Origin of the sequence: Rhizobium binae (assembly GCF_017357225.1) — a bacterium.
Classification (GTDB): Bacteria; Pseudomonadota; Alphaproteobacteria; order Rhizobiales; family Rhizobiaceae; genus Rhizobium; species Rhizobium binae.
In genome coordinates this window covers 225,418-242,081 of the sequence record NZ_CP071609.1, presented here as the reverse complement: position 1 = coordinate 242,081, position 16,664 = coordinate 225,418, and the positions used below count along the sequence as shown (strand labels likewise).

At 55.2% G+C, this 16,664-nt stretch carries 12 protein-coding genes and 3 pseudogenes; 13 read left to right on the top strand and 2 right to left on the bottom strand.

What is annotated here, in order from left to right:
- Nucleotides 1-200: 200 nt before the first annotated feature.
- Both J2J99_RS31760 and J2J99_RS31755 read left to right on the top strand, forming a co-directional pair.
- Nucleotides 201-1,808, top strand: coding sequence for an ABC transporter substrate-binding protein (locus J2J99_RS31760; protein ID WP_311043987.1), 1,608 nt, complete (start codon nt 201-203; stop codon nt 1,806-1,808).
- 28 nt (nt 1,809-1,836) lie between these two features.
- Nucleotides 1,837-2,658, top strand: coding sequence for an ABC transporter permease (locus J2J99_RS31755; protein ID WP_168297198.1), 822 nt, complete (start codon nt 1,837-1,839; stop codon nt 2,656-2,658).
- A 95-nt stretch (nt 2,659-2,753) separates the two neighbouring features.
- Here the strand turns inward: J2J99_RS31755 and J2J99_RS31750 are convergent.
- A pseudogene (locus J2J99_RS31750) lies at nt 2,754-2,921 on the bottom strand (ABC transporter permease subunit); the annotation flags it as partial.
- Nucleotides 2,922-2,955: 34 nt separating this feature from the next.
- Between J2J99_RS31750 and J2J99_RS31745 the strand changes: the two are divergent.
- From J2J99_RS31745 to J2J99_RS31700, 10 genes and pseudogenes are all read left to right on the top strand, one after another.
- Nucleotides 2,956-3,902, top strand: a protein-coding gene (locus tag J2J99_RS31745) for an IS630 family transposase (RefSeq protein ID WP_168297197.1) whose coding sequence is annotated in 2 segments (ribosomal slippage) — nt 2,956-3,304 and nt 3,304-3,902 — 948 coding nt in all. Because the reading frame shifts where the segments join, the coding sequence is not laid out codon by codon here.
- Entirely contained in the window at nt 3,899-4,813 is a 915-nt protein-coding gene (locus J2J99_RS31740; RefSeq protein ID WP_246638565.1) for an ABC transporter permease, read from the top strand. Before J2J99_RS31745 ends, J2J99_RS31740 begins: the two co-directional genes overlap by 4 nt.
- Nucleotides 4,810-5,532 (top strand): annotated as a pseudogene (locus J2J99_RS31735) (ABC transporter ATP-binding protein); the annotation flags it as partial. The gene J2J99_RS31740 and the pseudogene J2J99_RS31735, both read left to right, overlap by 4 nt.
- A gap of 282 nt (nt 5,533-5,814) precedes the next feature.
- Nucleotides 5,815-7,242, top strand: coding sequence for an amidohydrolase family protein (locus tag J2J99_RS31730; protein ID WP_168297195.1), 1,428 nt, complete (start codon nt 5,815-5,817; stop codon nt 7,240-7,242).
- A gap of 340 nt (nt 7,243-7,582) precedes the next feature.
- Complete coding sequence (locus J2J99_RS31725; protein ID WP_168297194.1) at nt 7,583-9,166, top strand: ABC transporter substrate-binding protein; 1,584 nt, start codon at nt 7,583-7,585, stop codon at nt 9,164-9,166.
- 15 nt (nt 9,167-9,181) lie between these two features.
- Nucleotides 9,182-10,120 carry an ABC transporter permease gene (locus J2J99_RS31720; protein ID WP_168297193.1) on the top strand — a complete coding sequence of 313 codons (939 nt, stop codon included), beginning with the start codon at nt 9,182-9,184 and terminating at the stop codon, nt 10,118-10,120.
- A 1-nt stretch (nt 10,121) separates the two neighbouring features.
- Nucleotides 10,122-11,015, top strand: a complete 894-nt coding sequence (locus J2J99_RS31715) for an ABC transporter permease (protein ID WP_168297192.1) — start codon at nt 10,122-10,124, stop codon at nt 11,013-11,015.
- Nucleotides 11,012-12,025, top strand: a complete 1,014-nt coding sequence (locus J2J99_RS31710) for an ABC transporter ATP-binding protein (RefSeq protein WP_207601008.1) — start codon at nt 11,012-11,014, stop codon at nt 12,023-12,025. Before J2J99_RS31715 ends, J2J99_RS31710 begins: the two co-directional genes overlap by 4 nt.
- A complete protein-coding gene (locus J2J99_RS31705) occupies nt 12,022-13,122 on the top strand; it encodes an ABC transporter ATP-binding protein (protein WP_168297191.1) in 1,101 nt (366 codons plus the stop codon). The genes J2J99_RS31710 and J2J99_RS31705 overlap by 4 nt, the downstream gene beginning before the upstream one ends.
- 201 nt (nt 13,123-13,323) lie before the next feature.
- Nucleotides 13,324-14,637, top strand: a complete 1,314-nt coding sequence (locus J2J99_RS31700) for a CapA family protein (RefSeq protein ID WP_168297190.1) — start codon at nt 13,324-13,326, stop codon at nt 14,635-14,637.
- 43 nt (nt 14,638-14,680) lie between these two features.
- Here the strand turns inward: J2J99_RS31700 and J2J99_RS34390 are convergent.
- Nucleotides 14,681-14,960 (bottom strand): annotated as a pseudogene (locus J2J99_RS34390) (ArsR family transcriptional regulator); the annotation flags it as partial.
- Nucleotides 14,961-15,145: 185 nt separating this feature from the next.
- Between J2J99_RS34390 and J2J99_RS31695 the strand changes: the two are divergent.
- Nucleotides 15,146-16,549, top strand: coding sequence for an aspartate aminotransferase family protein (locus J2J99_RS31695; protein ID WP_168297189.1), 1,404 nt, complete (start codon nt 15,146-15,148; stop codon nt 16,547-16,549).
- The last annotated feature ends 115 nt before the right edge of the window (nt 16,550-16,664 follow it).

Below are 16,664 nucleotides of genomic sequence, written 5' to 3'. Positions count from 1 at the left end.
AGTTCCTGGCAGAATTGTGAAATCACAGCACACCTGCGGGCAGAGGAGCCCCTCATGTTTCATGGGAATGGTGGGTTCGGCTGGACGCAGTCTGTCTCATCAGCCGGCTATTCTAAACATTGGGAGGAGGAACTAATGGACGGAATCTATCTCAGCCGACGCGACGCGCTGCGTGCAATACTTGTCACTTCCACCGCAGCATGCTTGATGAACGGGCAAGCGTTGGCCTCAAGTGTGGCGACAAAATTGTAAGCCTCGCCGGAATTGTTTCTCCCGATACTCTCAACCCATTTGCCAGTTGGGCGAACTTCTGGCCTCTCGTCTTCACGTATGATTGGCTCGTGGCGGCAGACGCCCAGCGCCACCCCGATCGGAAGGGATTTGCCAGCGACTGGTCCGTTGCCGATGATAAGTTAACATGGACGCTTAAGATTTGGCCCGATATGAAATGGTCTGACGGGCACCCTGCCACTGCTAAAGATGCTGCGTTCACCTATAATTATCTGCTCGGCTCTGTAGGCACACCGGACGAGTTGAACGTGGGGTGGAACAGTACTAGCGGCTTGGAGCTGGTCGAATCAATCACCGCAATCGACGATGAGACTCTGCAAATCAAAACCAAGTCTCCCACGCGCTGGCCGATAGACAACGGGACGATGATCGTTCCTGAGCACATCTGGAAAAACGTTAGCTACGCCGATGCACGCGGCACCTTTCAAAACCCTGCGCCTCTTGTGGGCACCGGGCCGATGATTGTCTCGGAGTTTCAGCAGGGTCAATTTGCGCGGTTTACACCCAACCCATACTTTCGCACCGGGAAGCCTGCAGTAGCAGGGGTGATTTTCCGGTTCTTCAGCACATCCGATCCGATAGCCCAGGGCATCAAGAGTGGCGACTTCGATTTTGGCATGAGCCTTACGGTGGCGCAGTGGGAGGATTTGTCAAAAGATTCCAACATCCAAGTTGGCCAATCGCGGACAGAGCAGCGAAATTATCTGGCATTCAACACCAAGTCAGGCGAGGGAGCAGGCAGTACAAAAGCGCTGCAGGACAGCGCTTTCCGCGATGCTATAGGTTATGTAATCGACCAAAAAGCCGTTGTCGATCGAGCATTTCGTGGACACGCCGATATCGGGGTTGGCCTGATTCCGTCTGCCTCAATAGATTTCCATCCTGATCTCAGTGACATCAAGCGCAAGTTTGATCTTTCCGAGGCTGCACGCCGGCTCGACGCCGCCGGCTACCGTGACGCCAATGGCGACGGCATCAGAGAAGACAAAGAGGGTAACGACCTCCAACTAGAATTGCTGGCCGGAAATTTTTCCGGAAACATCGACATCCCTGTAGCTGCGGTGCAACTCGTCGCCGGCTGGTTGACAGAAATAGGCGTGCCTGTCTCTGTAACTCAGCTTGAATCGGGTGCGCTCAGAGCCCGTACGGCATCACCTGCCAAGGGCGGCGGAAATTGGGACCTCCTGATAGCGAATAGCTGGCCTGGTAGCGCGCCTGGACCGATGCTGGGTATTGGCAGCAGTAAGTCTATCGATGCCGGAAATACATCGTACTGGAGCAATGAAAAGTACGACAAGCTACTGACTGAAATCGACACTGCTGTCGACCTGGAGGCGATAAAAGACCTTGTAAACCAGGCGGAGCGCCTGATTTACAATGAAGCACCCTATATCAGCCTTGGTTACCCATATGTACTCTCTGCCCACCGCAAGGATTGTATTACCGGGTGGGGGCCGGACGACGACATGCTATCAATGGGTAACTACTATCCGCTCGATCGGCTGAAGCCGATTTAACTCGCATTCTAGTGAATAGGGGGGACGGATGATCTTGCGGATCGGAAGTGTACTCGTTCGGGCATTCGTCACCCTCTTGATGGTAGCGGCCCTGAATTTTGTTTTGTTCAGGGTCATTCCAGGCGATCCCGCCGCGATGCTGTTAGGAGGTGCACGCAGTTCAGCTACTGCGGAGCAGATCGAAGCGCAACGCGAGCGTTGGGGGCTTGACCGGCCACTAATCCCGGATCAGGTACTGCAATACCTCTCTGCGACGGCTCAAGGGGACTTGGGTTACAGCTTCAAGTTCAGGGGCCGTCGGGTTAGCGACCTAATTATCGAGAGGCTGCCCGCCACCTTGATATTGGTCGGCCTAGCTCAAGGCATTGCCATCATTTGCGGCGTCACGATTGGACTCTATGCTGGCTGGAGGCGGGGAGGGGCCATCGATCATTTGACGACTGGGACCTCTCTAGCGCTCTATTCAACACCGCCGTTCTGGCTCGGTATGCTTTTGGTGGTGGTCTTTAGTACAATGTTGGGCTGGCTGCCCGGGTACGGGTCCTATTCGCCTAGCCTCGGCAATGCAGATCTTCTCGACTGGTTTGGGGACCGTGCTCGCCATCTCGCGCTTCCGGTTCTCGCCGTAGCTTTAGGGCTTATCGGCCAATACGTGGTCGTCGCCCGCGCGGCAATGAGCGACGTCGTGACTGAGGACTACATGGTGACCGCCCGGGCCAAGGGTTTGACCAGTGGTCAGATGCTCAGGCGCCATGCCTTCCGTAATGCGCTGTTGCCCGTTGTGACGTTGGTGACGCTCAATCTAGGCTATGTGGTCGCGGGTGCGATTACGGTTGCAGAACCCATCTGATTTGCAAAGCCCAAATGATTCAATCAGTCAGGGAAACGCTCTAATGTGTTGGGGTGACTCAGCTTTTTTGCGCTCTACCAATACATTTTCTCTCATTATCGAACCCGTGGATCTAGAATGCCGTAGGCCACGTCGGCTAGCAGGTTAGCGGCGACGATCGAAGCCCCCAGCAACAGGAAAATCCCTTGAAGGACCGGATAGTCGCGTGCATTCAGCGCCTCAACGGTCAGGCTGCCGATCCCCGGCCAGGCGAAGACAGATTCATTCAAACTTTCTGCCGATGGAGGTCGGCAGATAATGTCGAAAGCCCTTTCCGTTGATCTTCGCGCACGTGTTCTTGCCGCCGTCTCAGCCGGAGCGTCGCACCGGGAGGCTGCCGAGCGCTTTGGCGTCAGTGCGGCCAGCGTGAGCCGGTGGCGAAACCTGCAAGTCCGTCAGGGCCATGTTCGACCGGGTCCGCTGGGTGGAGACCGTCATTCGTACAAAACCGAAGCCAACGCCGACGCGATCATGTCGTGGCTTGAGGAACACCGGGACGGCACCTTGTTCGAACTTCGTGATGCCCTTGCAGCTCAGGGCATCGCCATCAGCAAGTCGGCGCTGCACCGTTTCCTTGTCCGGCACAATCAGACGCGCAAAAAAAGACTGGCCACGCGATAGAGCAAGCACGCCCAGACGTCTTGGAACTCCGTCAGCGGTGGTTCGACGAGCAACTTGATCTTGATCCGTCGCGGCTCGTGTTCATCGACGAAACATGGACCGCGACCAACATGGCCCGCACTCATGGAAGATGCACCAGAGGTGAGCGGCTGCGGATGGGTTTCCCGCATGGCCATCGCAAGACGACGACGCTTGTCGCCGGTCTACGAAACACCGGAATGGTCGCGCCTTTGGTCATCGACGGTCCGATCAATGGCGAGTGGTTCGAGGCCTATGTCGCTCAGGTCCTGGTCCCGACATTGAAACCCGGTGAGGTCGTGATCCTCGACAATCTTTCCAGCCACAAACGGCCAGCAGCAAGAGCGTTAATCGAAGCGGCGGGCGCAACGATGGTGTTCCTGCCGCCCTACAGTCCCGACTTCAACCCCATCGAAAAGGCCTTCTCCAAGCTCAAGGCACATCTGAGGAAGGCGGCTGAGCGGACCGTGTCTGGTCTGTGGGACATGATTGGCAAGCTCGTCCATCTCGTCGCGCCAAAAGAATGCAGAAACTACTTCAACTCATGCGGATACGATCCAGCATGAAAGGGAAATGCTCTAGGGCAAAAGCGTTAAAGTCATTCCTAGCTCAGTTCTTGAAGAACAATGGCGCTTTGCTTGGCCTACTGACCTTGGCGTTCTTTATTGTGTTGGCTGCCGTGCCTGGAATGCTCGTGGGTCCTCTTCAGACAGCTGCCTCTGCAACTGGCGATTTTCTCGCCGCCCCGTCACGCGAGCACCTGTTAGGTACTGACGACGTTGGACGAGACGTACTGAATCTCATTGTTCATGGCTCCCGCATTTCACTAACAATTGCGCTGGTTTCGACGATCATCAGTCTTTTTGTCGGCACGACTATTGGCCTGACGGCAGGTTACTTCGGTCGCTGGGTCGATGTCTGGCTGATGCGCCTGACTGATTTCTTCTTCGTCATTCCCTCGTTCGTGCTCGCGCTCGTGATCACGCCCGTCGTTCTGCAGCAAATGGGGCGGGGTGGAACTATTCTCGGTTTCCGTCCCTCGTTGATGGTAATCATCATTGTCATTGGTTTAACAAGCTGGGCTTTTGTCGCGCGCATCGTTCGAAGTCAGACGCTATCCCTACGAGAACGTCAGTTTGTCGAGCGCGCCAAAGTTGTTGGCACCAGTAATCTCAAGATTATGGTAAGCCACCTTCTGCCAAACCTCGTGCCACAGATTGCCGCCAATGGTGCCATAGTGGTTGCCGGCGCAATTTATACCGAGACAGCTCTCTCATTCCTAGGGCTCGGCGACCCCCTGCAACCCTCGTGGGGCACTTTGCTGTCTCTAGCGCAGCGCGCGGGCGCCGCCAGCTCTGGAGCCTGGTGGTATCTCGGTGCACCCGGCTTGTGTGTGCTCATCGTTTCTCTTGCCTTCGTCATGATTGGCAACGCGCTCGATGACACATTTAATCCACGCCGGAGGGCCATCCCATGAACAACCTTTCATCTAGCCCCACAACACCTCTCCTGGCGGTCGAGAGATTGGCCGTTGATTACGGCCTAAAGGGTGTGTCACTCCCTGCGATCCGGGACGTGACATTCGAGCTCCACTCCGGCAAGGCCGTCGCACTTGTCGGTGAATCGGGAAGTGGCAAAACGACAACGGCAATGGCGATCGCCGGTCTCTTGTCCCCCAATGCGGCGGTTAGCGGTGGTGAAGTGCGCTATCGTGGAAACCGGATTCCGATCGACGATGACGCTGCGATGCGTCCGCACCGTTGGCGTGAGACCTCCGTAATTTTCCAGGGCGCGATGAACGCGCTCAATCCTGTGCAACGCGTCATCAATCAGATCGCTGAGCCCTGCAGGCTCAAGCTCGGCATGTCCCGCAAGGCGGCTACGGAACGAGCAATGGAGCTCCTTGAGCTCGTTGGAATCTCGGTTGAACGCGGTGCAGCTTATCCGCATGAATTGTCGGGCGGGATGCGCCAGCGAGTGATGATTGCCATGGCGCTTGCGTGTCACCCGTCACTGGTTATTGGCGACGAGCCGACGACCGCTCTTGATGTCATCACACAAGCACAGATTCTCAAGCTGTTAGCAGAGTTAAGATCGCGGTTGAACCTCGCCTTGATTTTGATCACTCACGACCTGTCGGTTGTCGCCGAGTCATGCGATCGTGTCATGATCATGTATGCCGGACGCATCGTTGAACCTCCTGCCGCATTCAGCGGCAAGACTGAGGTGCATAGCCGAAGCTCGCCTCACTTTTGGGCATCAACAGCTGAGTTTTAGGGGTATCGCGAGTTTAAGTGCGGCTAACAGAGTGAATTGGATCGGTCAAAACCCTGCGCTGTTGGCCACATAGACGCAGAATCCCCGCGCCAGAAGCACAATAAATGTGCGATCCGCAGCCGGCTCTGTTCTATCTTTCCGATTTCAAGAAAGCCGAGTGCCAACGCTGGGTGACTAGGCTGGAGGAGAGGAGACACAACAATGAACAGGTCGATCGAGAGCAATAGCGATAGTGTGCGGGAGAGAAGCGATGGGGGATCCTACTCATCTCGCAGACTGAAGCACCTACCTGTCTTCTTACGGCGGCAGCAGCCTGAATTTGAGAGAATTTTTGAAGTCGTTGACGCGATGGCACTTGATGATACTCATTGTCATCTCGTGACAGATCGTGACGCAATCACTACTCCGAAGAGGTTTCTGGAGCGAATCTCTCTAGCGGGCTATCCGTTTCCTGCCTACTTCCCTCCGGGCATTTATGAGAATTGGCTCAACGGCGACGAAGCGACTAAGTATGATTTGAACAAGCAGTATGACATTCAGTCCAAGGTCGACGAAATGACATACCACTTGTCGGAAAGCATTTTTATCAAATTTCTCACGAAGGAAATGGCGCAGTTCCTCGATTGCCAACCAACATTGGCGGCGGTCATCGAGGCAAGAAATGAACGAGGTAAAAATTATTGGTCGTACGTCAACAGCCTGTTTGGAGATGTGAACTACGAAAACATTATCCACGACACCGGCTTTATGGATGGCGCGGGCCAGGCGGAAATAGACGCCTTTGAAGAAGCAATACAGCCGTGCCGGTCGCACCGTATTGCTCGGATCGAGGCACTGCAGGATGAGTTCTTCGGTTTGGATATCACATTCGAAGAGTTCGAGTCCAAATACACCGCTCGGCTGCTCGAGATTTTGGACGGCGATGGGAACTACGGAAAAAAGTCCGTAGGCATGAAATCCTACCTGCTGCCAGATATTGGCCTGATCCGGCCGCTGTACGATCGGGGCCCTGCTGCCAATTCATGGAGTAAGCTTAGAGCATCATATTCCGAGCGCCCCAGAATGGATCGCGAGGATGCTGCAAACATCACAAAAGATCTTTGCAGGTATACGTTCACGTTGACGCTTGAGGAGTGTTTGAAGCGCGACTTGCCGATGCAAATCCATACTGGCGATGGAGAGGCTCCTTACGTAATCCTGCGCAACCAAGATCCATTTTACCTTGAAGAAGTGGTCCGCTTCGATAAGGACAACATGATGCGGATGCCGAAGATCGTGCCACTGCACGCCGGCTATCCGTCGGTGGGCAAGGCGGCGTGGCTAAGTCACCTATACCCGAACTGTTACTTCGAACTGTCTATCATGACGCCGTTTGTGCATCAAAGTCTGTACGAGCGCTACAAGCAGGTCCTGGAAGCGGTCCCCCTTTCGAAGATACTTTTTGCAAGCGACAATTACCACGTTCCTGAGCTGTTTTGGGTCTCTGGAAGATGGGGCAAGCGCTATCTGTCGCAAACATTGACGGACTACGTCGTTGGAGGGAGCCTGACTCTGGAAGAAGCGATCGAGGCCGCCCGCATGATCCTCTACAAGAACAACCGCAGGCTCTACAAACTGCGCGACGAGTGAACTCGATTCTTCAATGGAGTGTCACGAATGCTCAGGAAATGCCCTCGGTTGAAGGAAAAGCGCAAAAGCCGGTCAGAAGCCGTTTAGCCGGCTGGCCTGCCGCTTAAGGCGAATTGCTGCAACAAGCGCGCAAATTTGCAGGATTTCGCCCCTGGGCTGGCGTGATGCGACGCCGCTTTCGCCATGTCCGGCCTAAAATGGATTTCGTTGGCTCCGATCTGAGAAGTCTGACTTTATGCAGGGTCGTTGCGATGAACAGACCGACCGGTCGGCCGCGTCGATCCAATCAATAAAATGCGGCCTGCTTGCACGGGAACGCTTCAACAAAAGGGGAATGAACATGAACAATTTTTACGATCTGAATCGGCGATCGTTTCTCAAGGCTACCGCTGCGGTAAGCGGAGGAATTGTCGCCGCCGGAATGCCGCTCTCGCAAGCTATTTGGGCGGCTGAGGGGAAGCGTCTGACATGTCGTCTCGATTACGACTTGGACACGCTAGATCCCGCATTTTACTATGGCAGCTACAATTGCGAGGTGATGAGCTGCATCTACTCCAAGCTCATTCGATTCAAGCCAGGCAGCACATGGGAGTGGGAGCTTGAGGCGGCCGAAAAAATCGAGCAGGTTGATCCTACGCATATTCGCTTTCAGCTGAAGAAAGGTATCGAATTCAGCGATGGTGGCGGCGAGCTAACTGCCGGGGATGTCAAATTCTCGTTCGAAAGGGCAGTCAAGATCGGGTCCTTCAAGATGGATTGTGGACCACTTGACCGTGTTGAGCTGGAGAACGACTACACGGGTGTAATAGTCTACAAGACACCATTCGTCCCCGCTTGGAATATTTCGCTGCCATACGGTGTGGGGCACATTCTTTCGGAGGCCGCCGTTAAAAAGGCGGGTAAGGAGGCGTCGAGCATCGGAATGTCGAAAATTGCCTACTCGGGCCCGTACGTGCTGGCCGAGTGGCAGCAAAATCGGCACGCGATCTTGACGCCCAACCCGGCGTGGTCCGGACCTAAGCCTGGGTTCGACGAAATACGCATCATCCCTATTCTCGACATCAAGGCCGCGGAGCGCGCATATCAAGCAGGCGATGTCGATTTCACCAACATTAGCGTGGATTCGCTTGCGAATTTCAAAGAAAATACGCCCGCTGATACGCAAGTCGACGTGAAACCATCGATTGATTTTACATACATCGGGATGAACATGGATCATCCTAAGCTAAAGGACATAAATGTCCGGAAGGCTATTCAATGGGCAATCAATGTCCCGCAGATCATCGATGCCGCCTATGCGGGTCAGGTGGATGTGGCAACGGGCATAGTCGCAAAAGGTCTTGTGGGCCATCGCAATCAGGCCGTGGTGCCGCCTGAAGGTGATTTGGAAAAGGCGAAGGAGTTCCTGGAGCAAGCGGGTGTTCAGGATCTCACTCTAACCATCGATTGCCAAAGCCTGAGTACACACACAACAATCGCTCAGGTGGTGCAAGCACAACTATCACAGATCGGGATCACCGTCGACGTCAACGTTCAGGATGCAGGTTCGTTTTACACGCTCGGAGCCGAGTCGGCGGGCGATCGATGGAAGGAACTGCAGCTGTTTGTACAGTTCTTCACGATGCTTCCAGATCCATATAATTTCTCGTCTTACTATACGACCGATCAGATTGGGAACTGGGACTGGGAGCGGTTCGGCGATAAGCGCTTCGACGAACTGCATGCGAGGGCTGTTACCTTGGACAATGCAGAAGAGCGGTCGAAGCTCTATAGTGAGATGCAGGATATCATGGAAAATTCGGGAGCTTACCGGTTTCTGACTAACGACATGAACACCTCAGTGTTCCGCAAAACCAAGATCCGCTCAGCGACTCGGCCAGACGGTCACCCGCTCTATCTTGAATTCAAGCCGGTTTCAGCCTGAGCGCGGTAAAAGTTCATGTGGATCTATCTCCTCAAGAGGATGGTCCTGTCGATCACCATAGTTGTGCTCGCAGTGACCCTTCTCTTTCTAATGATACGTGCCGTGCCCGGAGACCCTGCTGCCGTTCTCCTAGGCCCGCGGGCGACCGCGGAAATGAAGCTTCAGCTCCATCAGCAGATGGGGCTAGACAAGCCTATGATCGTGCAAATAGGCGCGTTTTTCGCGGGGCTACTTCGCGGTAACTTAGGTTTTGATGTCTTTAGCCAACGGCCCGTCGCCGACATCGTTTTCGAACAACTGCCCTACACAATCGAGCTAATCACGGCCTCCATTCTTTGGGCTGTCGCCGTGGCACTACCGCTAGGGTGCTATTCGGCAATTCGGCGCAACTCTGTGATCGACCAAATCGCAGGTGTCGTGGCAGTTGGGACAATTGCGATCCCTCCATTTGTGATGGCGGTCTACGCACTACTGATCTTCTCTGTTTTCCTTGGTTGGTTGCCAGCAATCGGAGCGGGTGAAGGTTTGTCAGACAGACTAGTCCACCTTATCCTGCCGAGTTTCACTATCGGTATTGGCTGGGTCGGTTACATCTCCCGCCTGGTTCGCGCATCCATGCTGGAAATATTAGGCGAGAACCACATTCGTATGGCGCGATCCTTTGGCATCTCGGAGTGGCGCATCGTAGCACGATATGCGTTGCCTCTGGCAATCCTGCCGACGGTGACCATTCTTGGGGTGGGGATCGCATGGCTGCTTTCCGCAGCTGTGTTTGTGGAGATTGTGTTCACTAGACCAGGGATCGGCGCCTTAATTGTCAAGGCAATCGATACGCGGAATTATCCCATCGTGATGGGGGTTGTTCTTGTCTCCACCATCCTTATCGTCGCAGCCACTATGATCTCGGATTTAGTCAATGCCGCCCTTGATCCAAGAACTCGGGAGGAGCTCTAACATGTCGACTTCTGATCAAGTTGGCGACGCAGCAGCCGTCACGGGTCAACCGATCGTCGGCCACGGTCCACTCCGACAGTTGTCCAAAAACACATTGGGAACATTAGGAGCAATTTTGGTGATGGTGGTCATCGCGAGTGCGGTTTTCGCACCCCTAATTGTGACCTACGACCCGATCCGCATTATGGTAGGACCTCGCTTGGCGCCGCCCTCCATGGATTTTCTCCTGGGCACGGACCAGATGGGCCGCGATACGTTTTCTCGGATCATAATGGGAGGGCGCATCCCCCTACTCGTAGCCTTAGTTTCACTTGGAAGTTCTTTAGCAACCGGACTTTTCCTTGGACTGGTTGCGGCATTCGGACCGCGCTGGTTGGATAATCTGCTCCTGCTTCTGTTTGACACCATTCGTTCATTTCCCGCCATCATCTTCGCGCTGGCCGTTATCGCGCTCATGGGACCCAGCTTAGCCAGCGTCATCGTTGTCATTTCGATAACTTCGATGCCCATTTACGCACGTGTCGTGCGTACTCAAGCGCAGGCATTGCGAAGCAGCCAGTATATCGAGGCGGAACGCAGCATGGGTGCAAGCACTGCGCGGATTCTTGCGGTGCACGTGCTGCCAAACGCAATTGGACCTCTTTTCATCCTCGTCAGCATGGACGTACCCGCTGTCATCGCGGTTGAAGCTGGGCTCAGCTTTCTGGGGATGGGGGTACGGCCGCCAACGCCAGACTGGGGAGCGATTGTGAGCGATGGTTACAGCTATATTCACAAGTCCCCTTGGCCGGTCATCGCCGGCGGAATTCCAATCGTCATTGCAACACTTGGCTTCACCTTTCTTGGCGAAGCCCTGCGTGACTTGCTTGACCCGAAGATTAGGAAAGACCTGTGACATCGCTCGCCACAAAGCCACAAACCGTCTCGCGGTTGCTGGAAATTTCCGGCCTTAGCCTGGATTTCGGGACGCCGCGCGGGAGAATCCATGCACTCCGCAATGTCTCCCTCAACTTGTCCGCTGGTCAGGTGCTTGGCATCGTCGGCGAAAGCGGTTCGGGGAAGTCGACGCTCGCTTATACTGTAATGGGTCTGCTTTCAGATAATGCTGAGACGACGGCCGGCAGTATTAATTTTGAAGGACGCGACCTGCTTAAGCTACGTCTCCGAGATCGACGCAGCATCATGGGCGATCGCATCTCCATGATATTTCAGGATCCGATGACGTCGCTCAATCCTGTTCGGACTGTCGAATCTCAGATGATTGATATTCAACACCACCGGCCAATTAGCCGAAGTGAGAAACGGACGCTTGCTGTCGAGATGCTGGGCCGCGTCGGTATTCCTGACCCTCAAGCTCGCATTCGGTCTTATCCATATCAGTTCTCCGGTGGTATGCGGCAGCGGATATGCATTGCCATGGCCCTTCTTGTGAAGCCGGCGCTTCTCATCGCGGACGAGCCAACGACTGCCCTCGACGCAACGCTTGAGGTACAGATTCTCCATCTCCTGAAAGACCTGCAAAGGGAGATCGGTTGTTCTATTCTATTCGTCTCTCACCATCTTGGCGCTGTCGCTGAGCTTTGCGATCATGTCGCAGTAATGTATGCTGGGGAAATAGTCGAGCACGGGTCCGTACGCGACGTCTTCCATAACCCTCGCCATCCGTACACTCGTGCGCTGCTTGACTGCGATCCAGGTCGTATTCAGCAAAGGACACGAGTTTTGCCGACAATCCCTGGAGATATACCTAGTTTGTATGGCAAGACCCAAGGCTGTATCTTTCGTGAGCGGTGTCCTCATGCTTTTGGCCGGTGTCAGCAAGAGAACCCGGTTGAGTCCCGCATTGGAGATGAGCAAGTGGTGCGATGCCATCTTCTGGGAGAAGAACGGATGGTTTCAGCATGAGTGCGCTTCTCCAGGTCGAAAACCTCCGGGTCCGCTTCCGCACGATGGGATCATGGCAGGCCCTTCTGTCCGGCACGAAGGAGCCTTTCATCGATGCCGTGTGCGGCGTCTCGTTCGCAATCCGCAGGGGCGAGACCCTTGGCCTTGTCGGAGAGAGCGGCTCGGGCAAGTCCACAGTCGCACGCAGCATTATCGGATTGCAGCCACCATTTAGCGGCAGCATTCGCTTTGACGGTGTGGAACTGGCCGGGCTCGACGGTGTAGAACGTCGAGCTTATCTGCGGCGTATGGCGATGATGTTTCAGGACCCGATTGGTTCTCTCTCCCCTCGCTTGACTGTGCGGTCGCTCATCACGGAGCCTTTCCTGATACATGGACTGACCAATCGTGATGCGGACGCTGAAGCAGCACGGCTGTTGCAAATGGTCGGCCTGCCGGTAGAATTTTCAAGGCGGTATCCCCATCAGCTTTCCGGAGGGCAGGCCAGGCGCGTGGGCATTGCTCGAGCCCTTGCTCTGAACCCGGATTTGATCGTTGCCGACGAGCCGACAGCGGGTCTCGATGTTTCAGTGCAAGGTGAGGTGCTCAACCTGCTTGCGCGGTTACAGGACGAAATGGGTCTCGCAATTCTACTCATCACACATAATCTCAACGTCGTCCGCCATATGACCGATCGGACCGCAATCATGTATCTCGGTCAATTCGTCGAGGTCGGCTCCACGGAGCGCATTTTTGAACAGCCCCGCCATCCTTACACGCAAGCTTTGTTGTCCGCGAATCCAGAACCTGATCCAGACGCCGTCACCAACCGCATTGAGCTTAAAGGTGAGGTGCCAAGTCTACTACGTCGGCCGTCCGGCTGTGAGTTTCACACGCGCTGTCTCTACGCGCAGAAGCTGTGCAGCGGCGTCTCACCCGCAGTAACTCAAGAAGGTGATGACAGGGAACACAAGTTCCGGTGCCATTTTCCTCTAACGCGCGAAAACGCGCTCCCCTGGAAGAGTGTCTCCCGATTGGATTCGATCCACGAAGCAAGACCGCCATCAAATTCCTTAGGGGTTGTTGGCGCAACTAAATCGAAAAGGACGCCAGGATGATGCTGAGTATTCAGGCAAGGATTACCTGAACGCCGCATATTGCTGAGCTTCTTTAAGCCTACCTATTCTAAGCGACGGTCGCTGGATAAGGATTCGTGTACCTATGCCACAAGCGCTCAAGATGTCGACGACTTTAGGTTGCCGACATCCACGGCTACGCTCGTCGGATCGCTCCCCAGAACACACTTTAGGAGTATCAAAATGCCGCCTGTTCTTCCGAACAATCCTTTCGAAGCCTTCCCGGTGGAAAATGAGACGAAGAAAGCTATCGAGACAGCACGAATTTTTGGGTGGTGGGACTTCCCTCTTGATGAATCAGGTTACGATGGAACCGAGTTTAATGAGGAAGTCGCCGCCTATTGGTACTATACATCCGCGCATCCTGTAAGAAGAACCAAACGGGAGGTGTCAGACGCGATTTTCAAAAATGGCCCGTCAATAGTGGAACTCCCAAAGAGCTTCGCTTCCGAACAATCCCTCACGCTGGGGGTGGCTGGAGACCTCATTCAGACAGAGGGGTTGGAACATTCGGCCAATCTACTTTTTGAAGGCGTAGAGGATATACTCTTCAACAAAGACGTTGTAATTGGGAATTACGAGTCGGTAGTTGTCGACCAACAAGTTGCCGAACAGTATGCGGTCGACGGAAATTCTTACCTTTTTTGCTGCAGTGAAACTCAGTACCGCACGCTGACCGAGCACAAGGGGCGGCGTTTTGATATCCTTAACCTTGCGAACAATCATTCACTCGACTTCGGCGGTGAAGCGCTTTCTGCAACCCAAGACGTAATTGAACGCGACGGGATTACACATATTGGCGCACCCCGGAAGATTGAAGACTATGGTAAAGCCAAGATATATACTCGCAACGGGATACGGTTGGGATTGATCTCGGTAACCTACAGTGTGAACGAAATGCCGTTCCCTGAGGGTGAAGAGTTCCGCGTTCATCTGGCGCAGCTCATGGCAAGGAACGAAGCACCGGATCTCTCACTTTTGCGGGCGCAAATTCAAGATTGCAGAGACAAGGGGTGCGATTTCATTATCGCTTCAATTCACTGGGGCGTTGAGTTCGAATTCTTCCCGCGACTCCGGCAGGTCGAAGCAGCCCACGCCCTGATCGAGGAGGGTGTGGACCTTATCCTCGGCCACCACCCGCATGTGATCCAGCCCGTCGAGTATTATCGTACGAAACGGGACCCAAACCGGGTCGCCGTCATTGCGTATTCGCTCGGAAGTTTGAGCTGGGGCTGGTACACGGCGCCTCATCTGATCTTAAGCTTGGTGATGAACTTTGGTCTGGTCAAAGGAAGCATGGGTGGAGAGACCAAGACCTACATTGAGAACGCGAAAGCAATCCCGGTCTACCGAAACATTCTGAACAACGGGGACAGGAGGTTGATGCGAATTGAGAAACTTTTCGGCAACGTCGAACCTGCGGGATGTAACTCCGAGTGCATCGGCACAATGAGAGAATATTTCAAGCTAACCGCTGGCGGCCGTTCGGCCGCCTGAGTATTACTTAAGGTTTGAAGTGGAGTGGGTCGCAACACTGGCAATCTGCATCTCCTGTCACATGATATCTGCGGATCGCAGCTTCGAATCGATCAATGATGTCTGCACGCTCACGCTCAAGCGGCACTAACACAATCATTGTGAGTTGCCGGCCAATCGCCTTCGGCGAAACAATTGAAACGTCAGCTTCGATGACCTTCTTTCAATCGCATTAGCGGCGGCGGCAGGCCGCTTGGACAGAGATGAGCGTGCCTCGCTGGACTGTCAGATATCAGACGATCGTTACACGGCACGGCCTCCAAAAGGCTACGTCTGCAGGTCAAGCTCCGCCCGGTCGAACCCCTGCGAAGGAGCAGATATTTTGCAGGAAAGCTGCATAGGATTGCGGCCTATGCTCTCACGCGCGCTGCTCTCGTGCCTAAACTGCACGGTAACGACGATCGGACGAAGGGACATTCTCTGTTCCGACACCTTTTGTCGGGCGGACGAAAATCATAAGGAAACAATGATGACCATCAACATTAAGGACATCGCCGAAAAGGACCGCAACACAGTCCTGCATCCGTTCACGCAACTGAAGGACTTCGCGAGCGGCAAGCTCGGCGAGCCGACGATCGTCGAGACGGGAAAGGGGATCCGCATTCAGGACGCACACGGCAATCAGCTGATCGACGGCTTTGCCGGCCTCTACTGCGTCAACGTCGGCTACGGCCGCACCGAGGTTGCCGAAGCGATCTCGCGCCAGGCCTATCGTCTCGCTTACTACCATTCCTATGCGGCGCACACGACCGACGAGCTTGCGATCCTGTCGGACCGTCTGGTGAAGATGGCGCCGGGCAAGATGAGCAAGGTGTTCTACGGCATGTCCGGTTCGGACGCCAACGAGACCCAGGCCAAGCTCGTCTGGTACTACAACAACCTGCGCGGCAAGCCGACGAAGAAAAAAATCATCTCGCGTGAGCGGGGCTATCACGGCTGCAGCGTCGTCTCCGGCTCGATGACCGGGATGAGTTTCTACCACGACCACATGGACCTGCCGCTGCCGCAGATCGACCACACCGGCGTTCCACATCACTACTGGGGTGCGAATCCCGGCGAAACCGAACGGGAATTCTCCGCCCGCCGTGCCGCCGAACTCGACGAGATGATCGAGACCCTCGGCCCCGACAATGTGGGTGCCTTCATCGCCGAACCGGTGCTTGGAACGGGCGGCATCACGCCGCCGCCGGAAGGCTACTGGGAAGCGATCCAGAAGGTACTGAAGAAGCACGACGTGCTCTTGATCGCCGACGAAGTGATCACCGGCTTTGGCCGCACCGGTTCGATGTTCGGTTCGCAACACTACGGCATCGAGCCCGACCTGATCACCGTCGCCAAGGGGCTGACCTCGGCCTATTTCCCGCTCTCGGCGGCGATCGTCGGCGAGAAGGTTTACAAGGTGCTGGAAGACGGAGCGGATCGCGTCGGCGCCTTCTCGCATGGCTATACCTATTCCGGTCATCCGATCGGTGCGGCGGCAGCCAATGCGGTGCTCGACATCGTCGAGAAGGAGAACCTACCGGGCAACGCCCGCGAGGTCGGCGCCTATTTCCAGGCGCAGCTCAAGGAGAAGTTCGCCCAGTTGCCGATCGTCGGCGAAGTGCGCGGCGTCGGCCTGATGGGCGCCATCGAGTTTGTCCATGACCGCGAGAACAAGAAGCGCTTCGATCAGTCGCTGAAGGTCGGCGCCCGCGTCTCCAAGGCAGCCCGTGACCGCGGCCTGATTGCCCGCGCCATGCCGCACGGCGACATCCTCGGCTTTGCGCCGCCGCTCGTAACCACCAGGGACGAGATCGACGAGATCGTCTCGATTGCCGAGAAGGCCGTTCGCTCCGTCATGGACGATCTGGTCCGCGACGGTCAGAAGATCTGATCGATATTTGAGCCATGGCGGCCGGTGATGCCGGCCGTCATGGGTTGTGCTCAATGATTGCTCGAAGCCGGAACGGGGCAGGGGTCATCTTTGCCTTGCGGGTGAACGCAACCTC

Excerpts from the sequence above, each read along its gene's own strand:
- J2J99_RS31695 (WP_168297189.1), top strand. The coding sequence starts at position 15,146 with ATGACCATCAACATTAAGGACATCGCCGAAAAGGACCGCAACACAGTC.
- J2J99_RS31725 (WP_168297194.1), top strand. The coding sequence starts at position 7,583 with ATGAACAATTTTTACGATCTGAATCGGCGATCGTTTCTCAAGGCTACC.
- J2J99_RS31740 (WP_246638565.1), top strand. The coding sequence starts at position 3,899 with ATGAAAGGGAAATGCTCTAGGGCAAAAGCGTTAAAGTCATTCCTAGCT.
- J2J99_RS31715 (WP_168297192.1), top strand. The coding sequence starts at position 10,122 with ATGTCGACTTCTGATCAAGTTGGCGACGCAGCAGCCGTCACGGGTCAA.
- J2J99_RS31700 (WP_168297190.1), top strand. The coding sequence starts at position 13,324 with ATGCCGCCTGTTCTTCCGAACAATCCTTTCGAAGCCTTCCCGGTGGAA.
- J2J99_RS31720 (WP_168297193.1), top strand. The coding sequence starts at position 9,182 with ATGTGGATCTATCTCCTCAAGAGGATGGTCCTGTCGATCACCATAGTT.
- J2J99_RS31755 (WP_168297198.1), top strand. The coding sequence starts at position 1,837 with ATGATCTTGCGGATCGGAAGTGTACTCGTTCGGGCATTCGTCACCCTC.
- J2J99_RS31760 (WP_311043987.1), top strand. The coding sequence starts at position 201 with ATGCTTGATGAACGGGCAAGCGTTGGCCTCAAGTGTGGCGACAAAATT.
- J2J99_RS31730 (WP_168297195.1), top strand. The coding sequence starts at position 5,815 with ATGAACAGGTCGATCGAGAGCAATAGCGATAGTGTGCGGGAGAGAAGC.
- J2J99_RS31705 (WP_168297191.1), top strand. The coding sequence starts at position 12,022 with ATGAGTGCGCTTCTCCAGGTCGAAAACCTCCGGGTCCGCTTCCGCACG.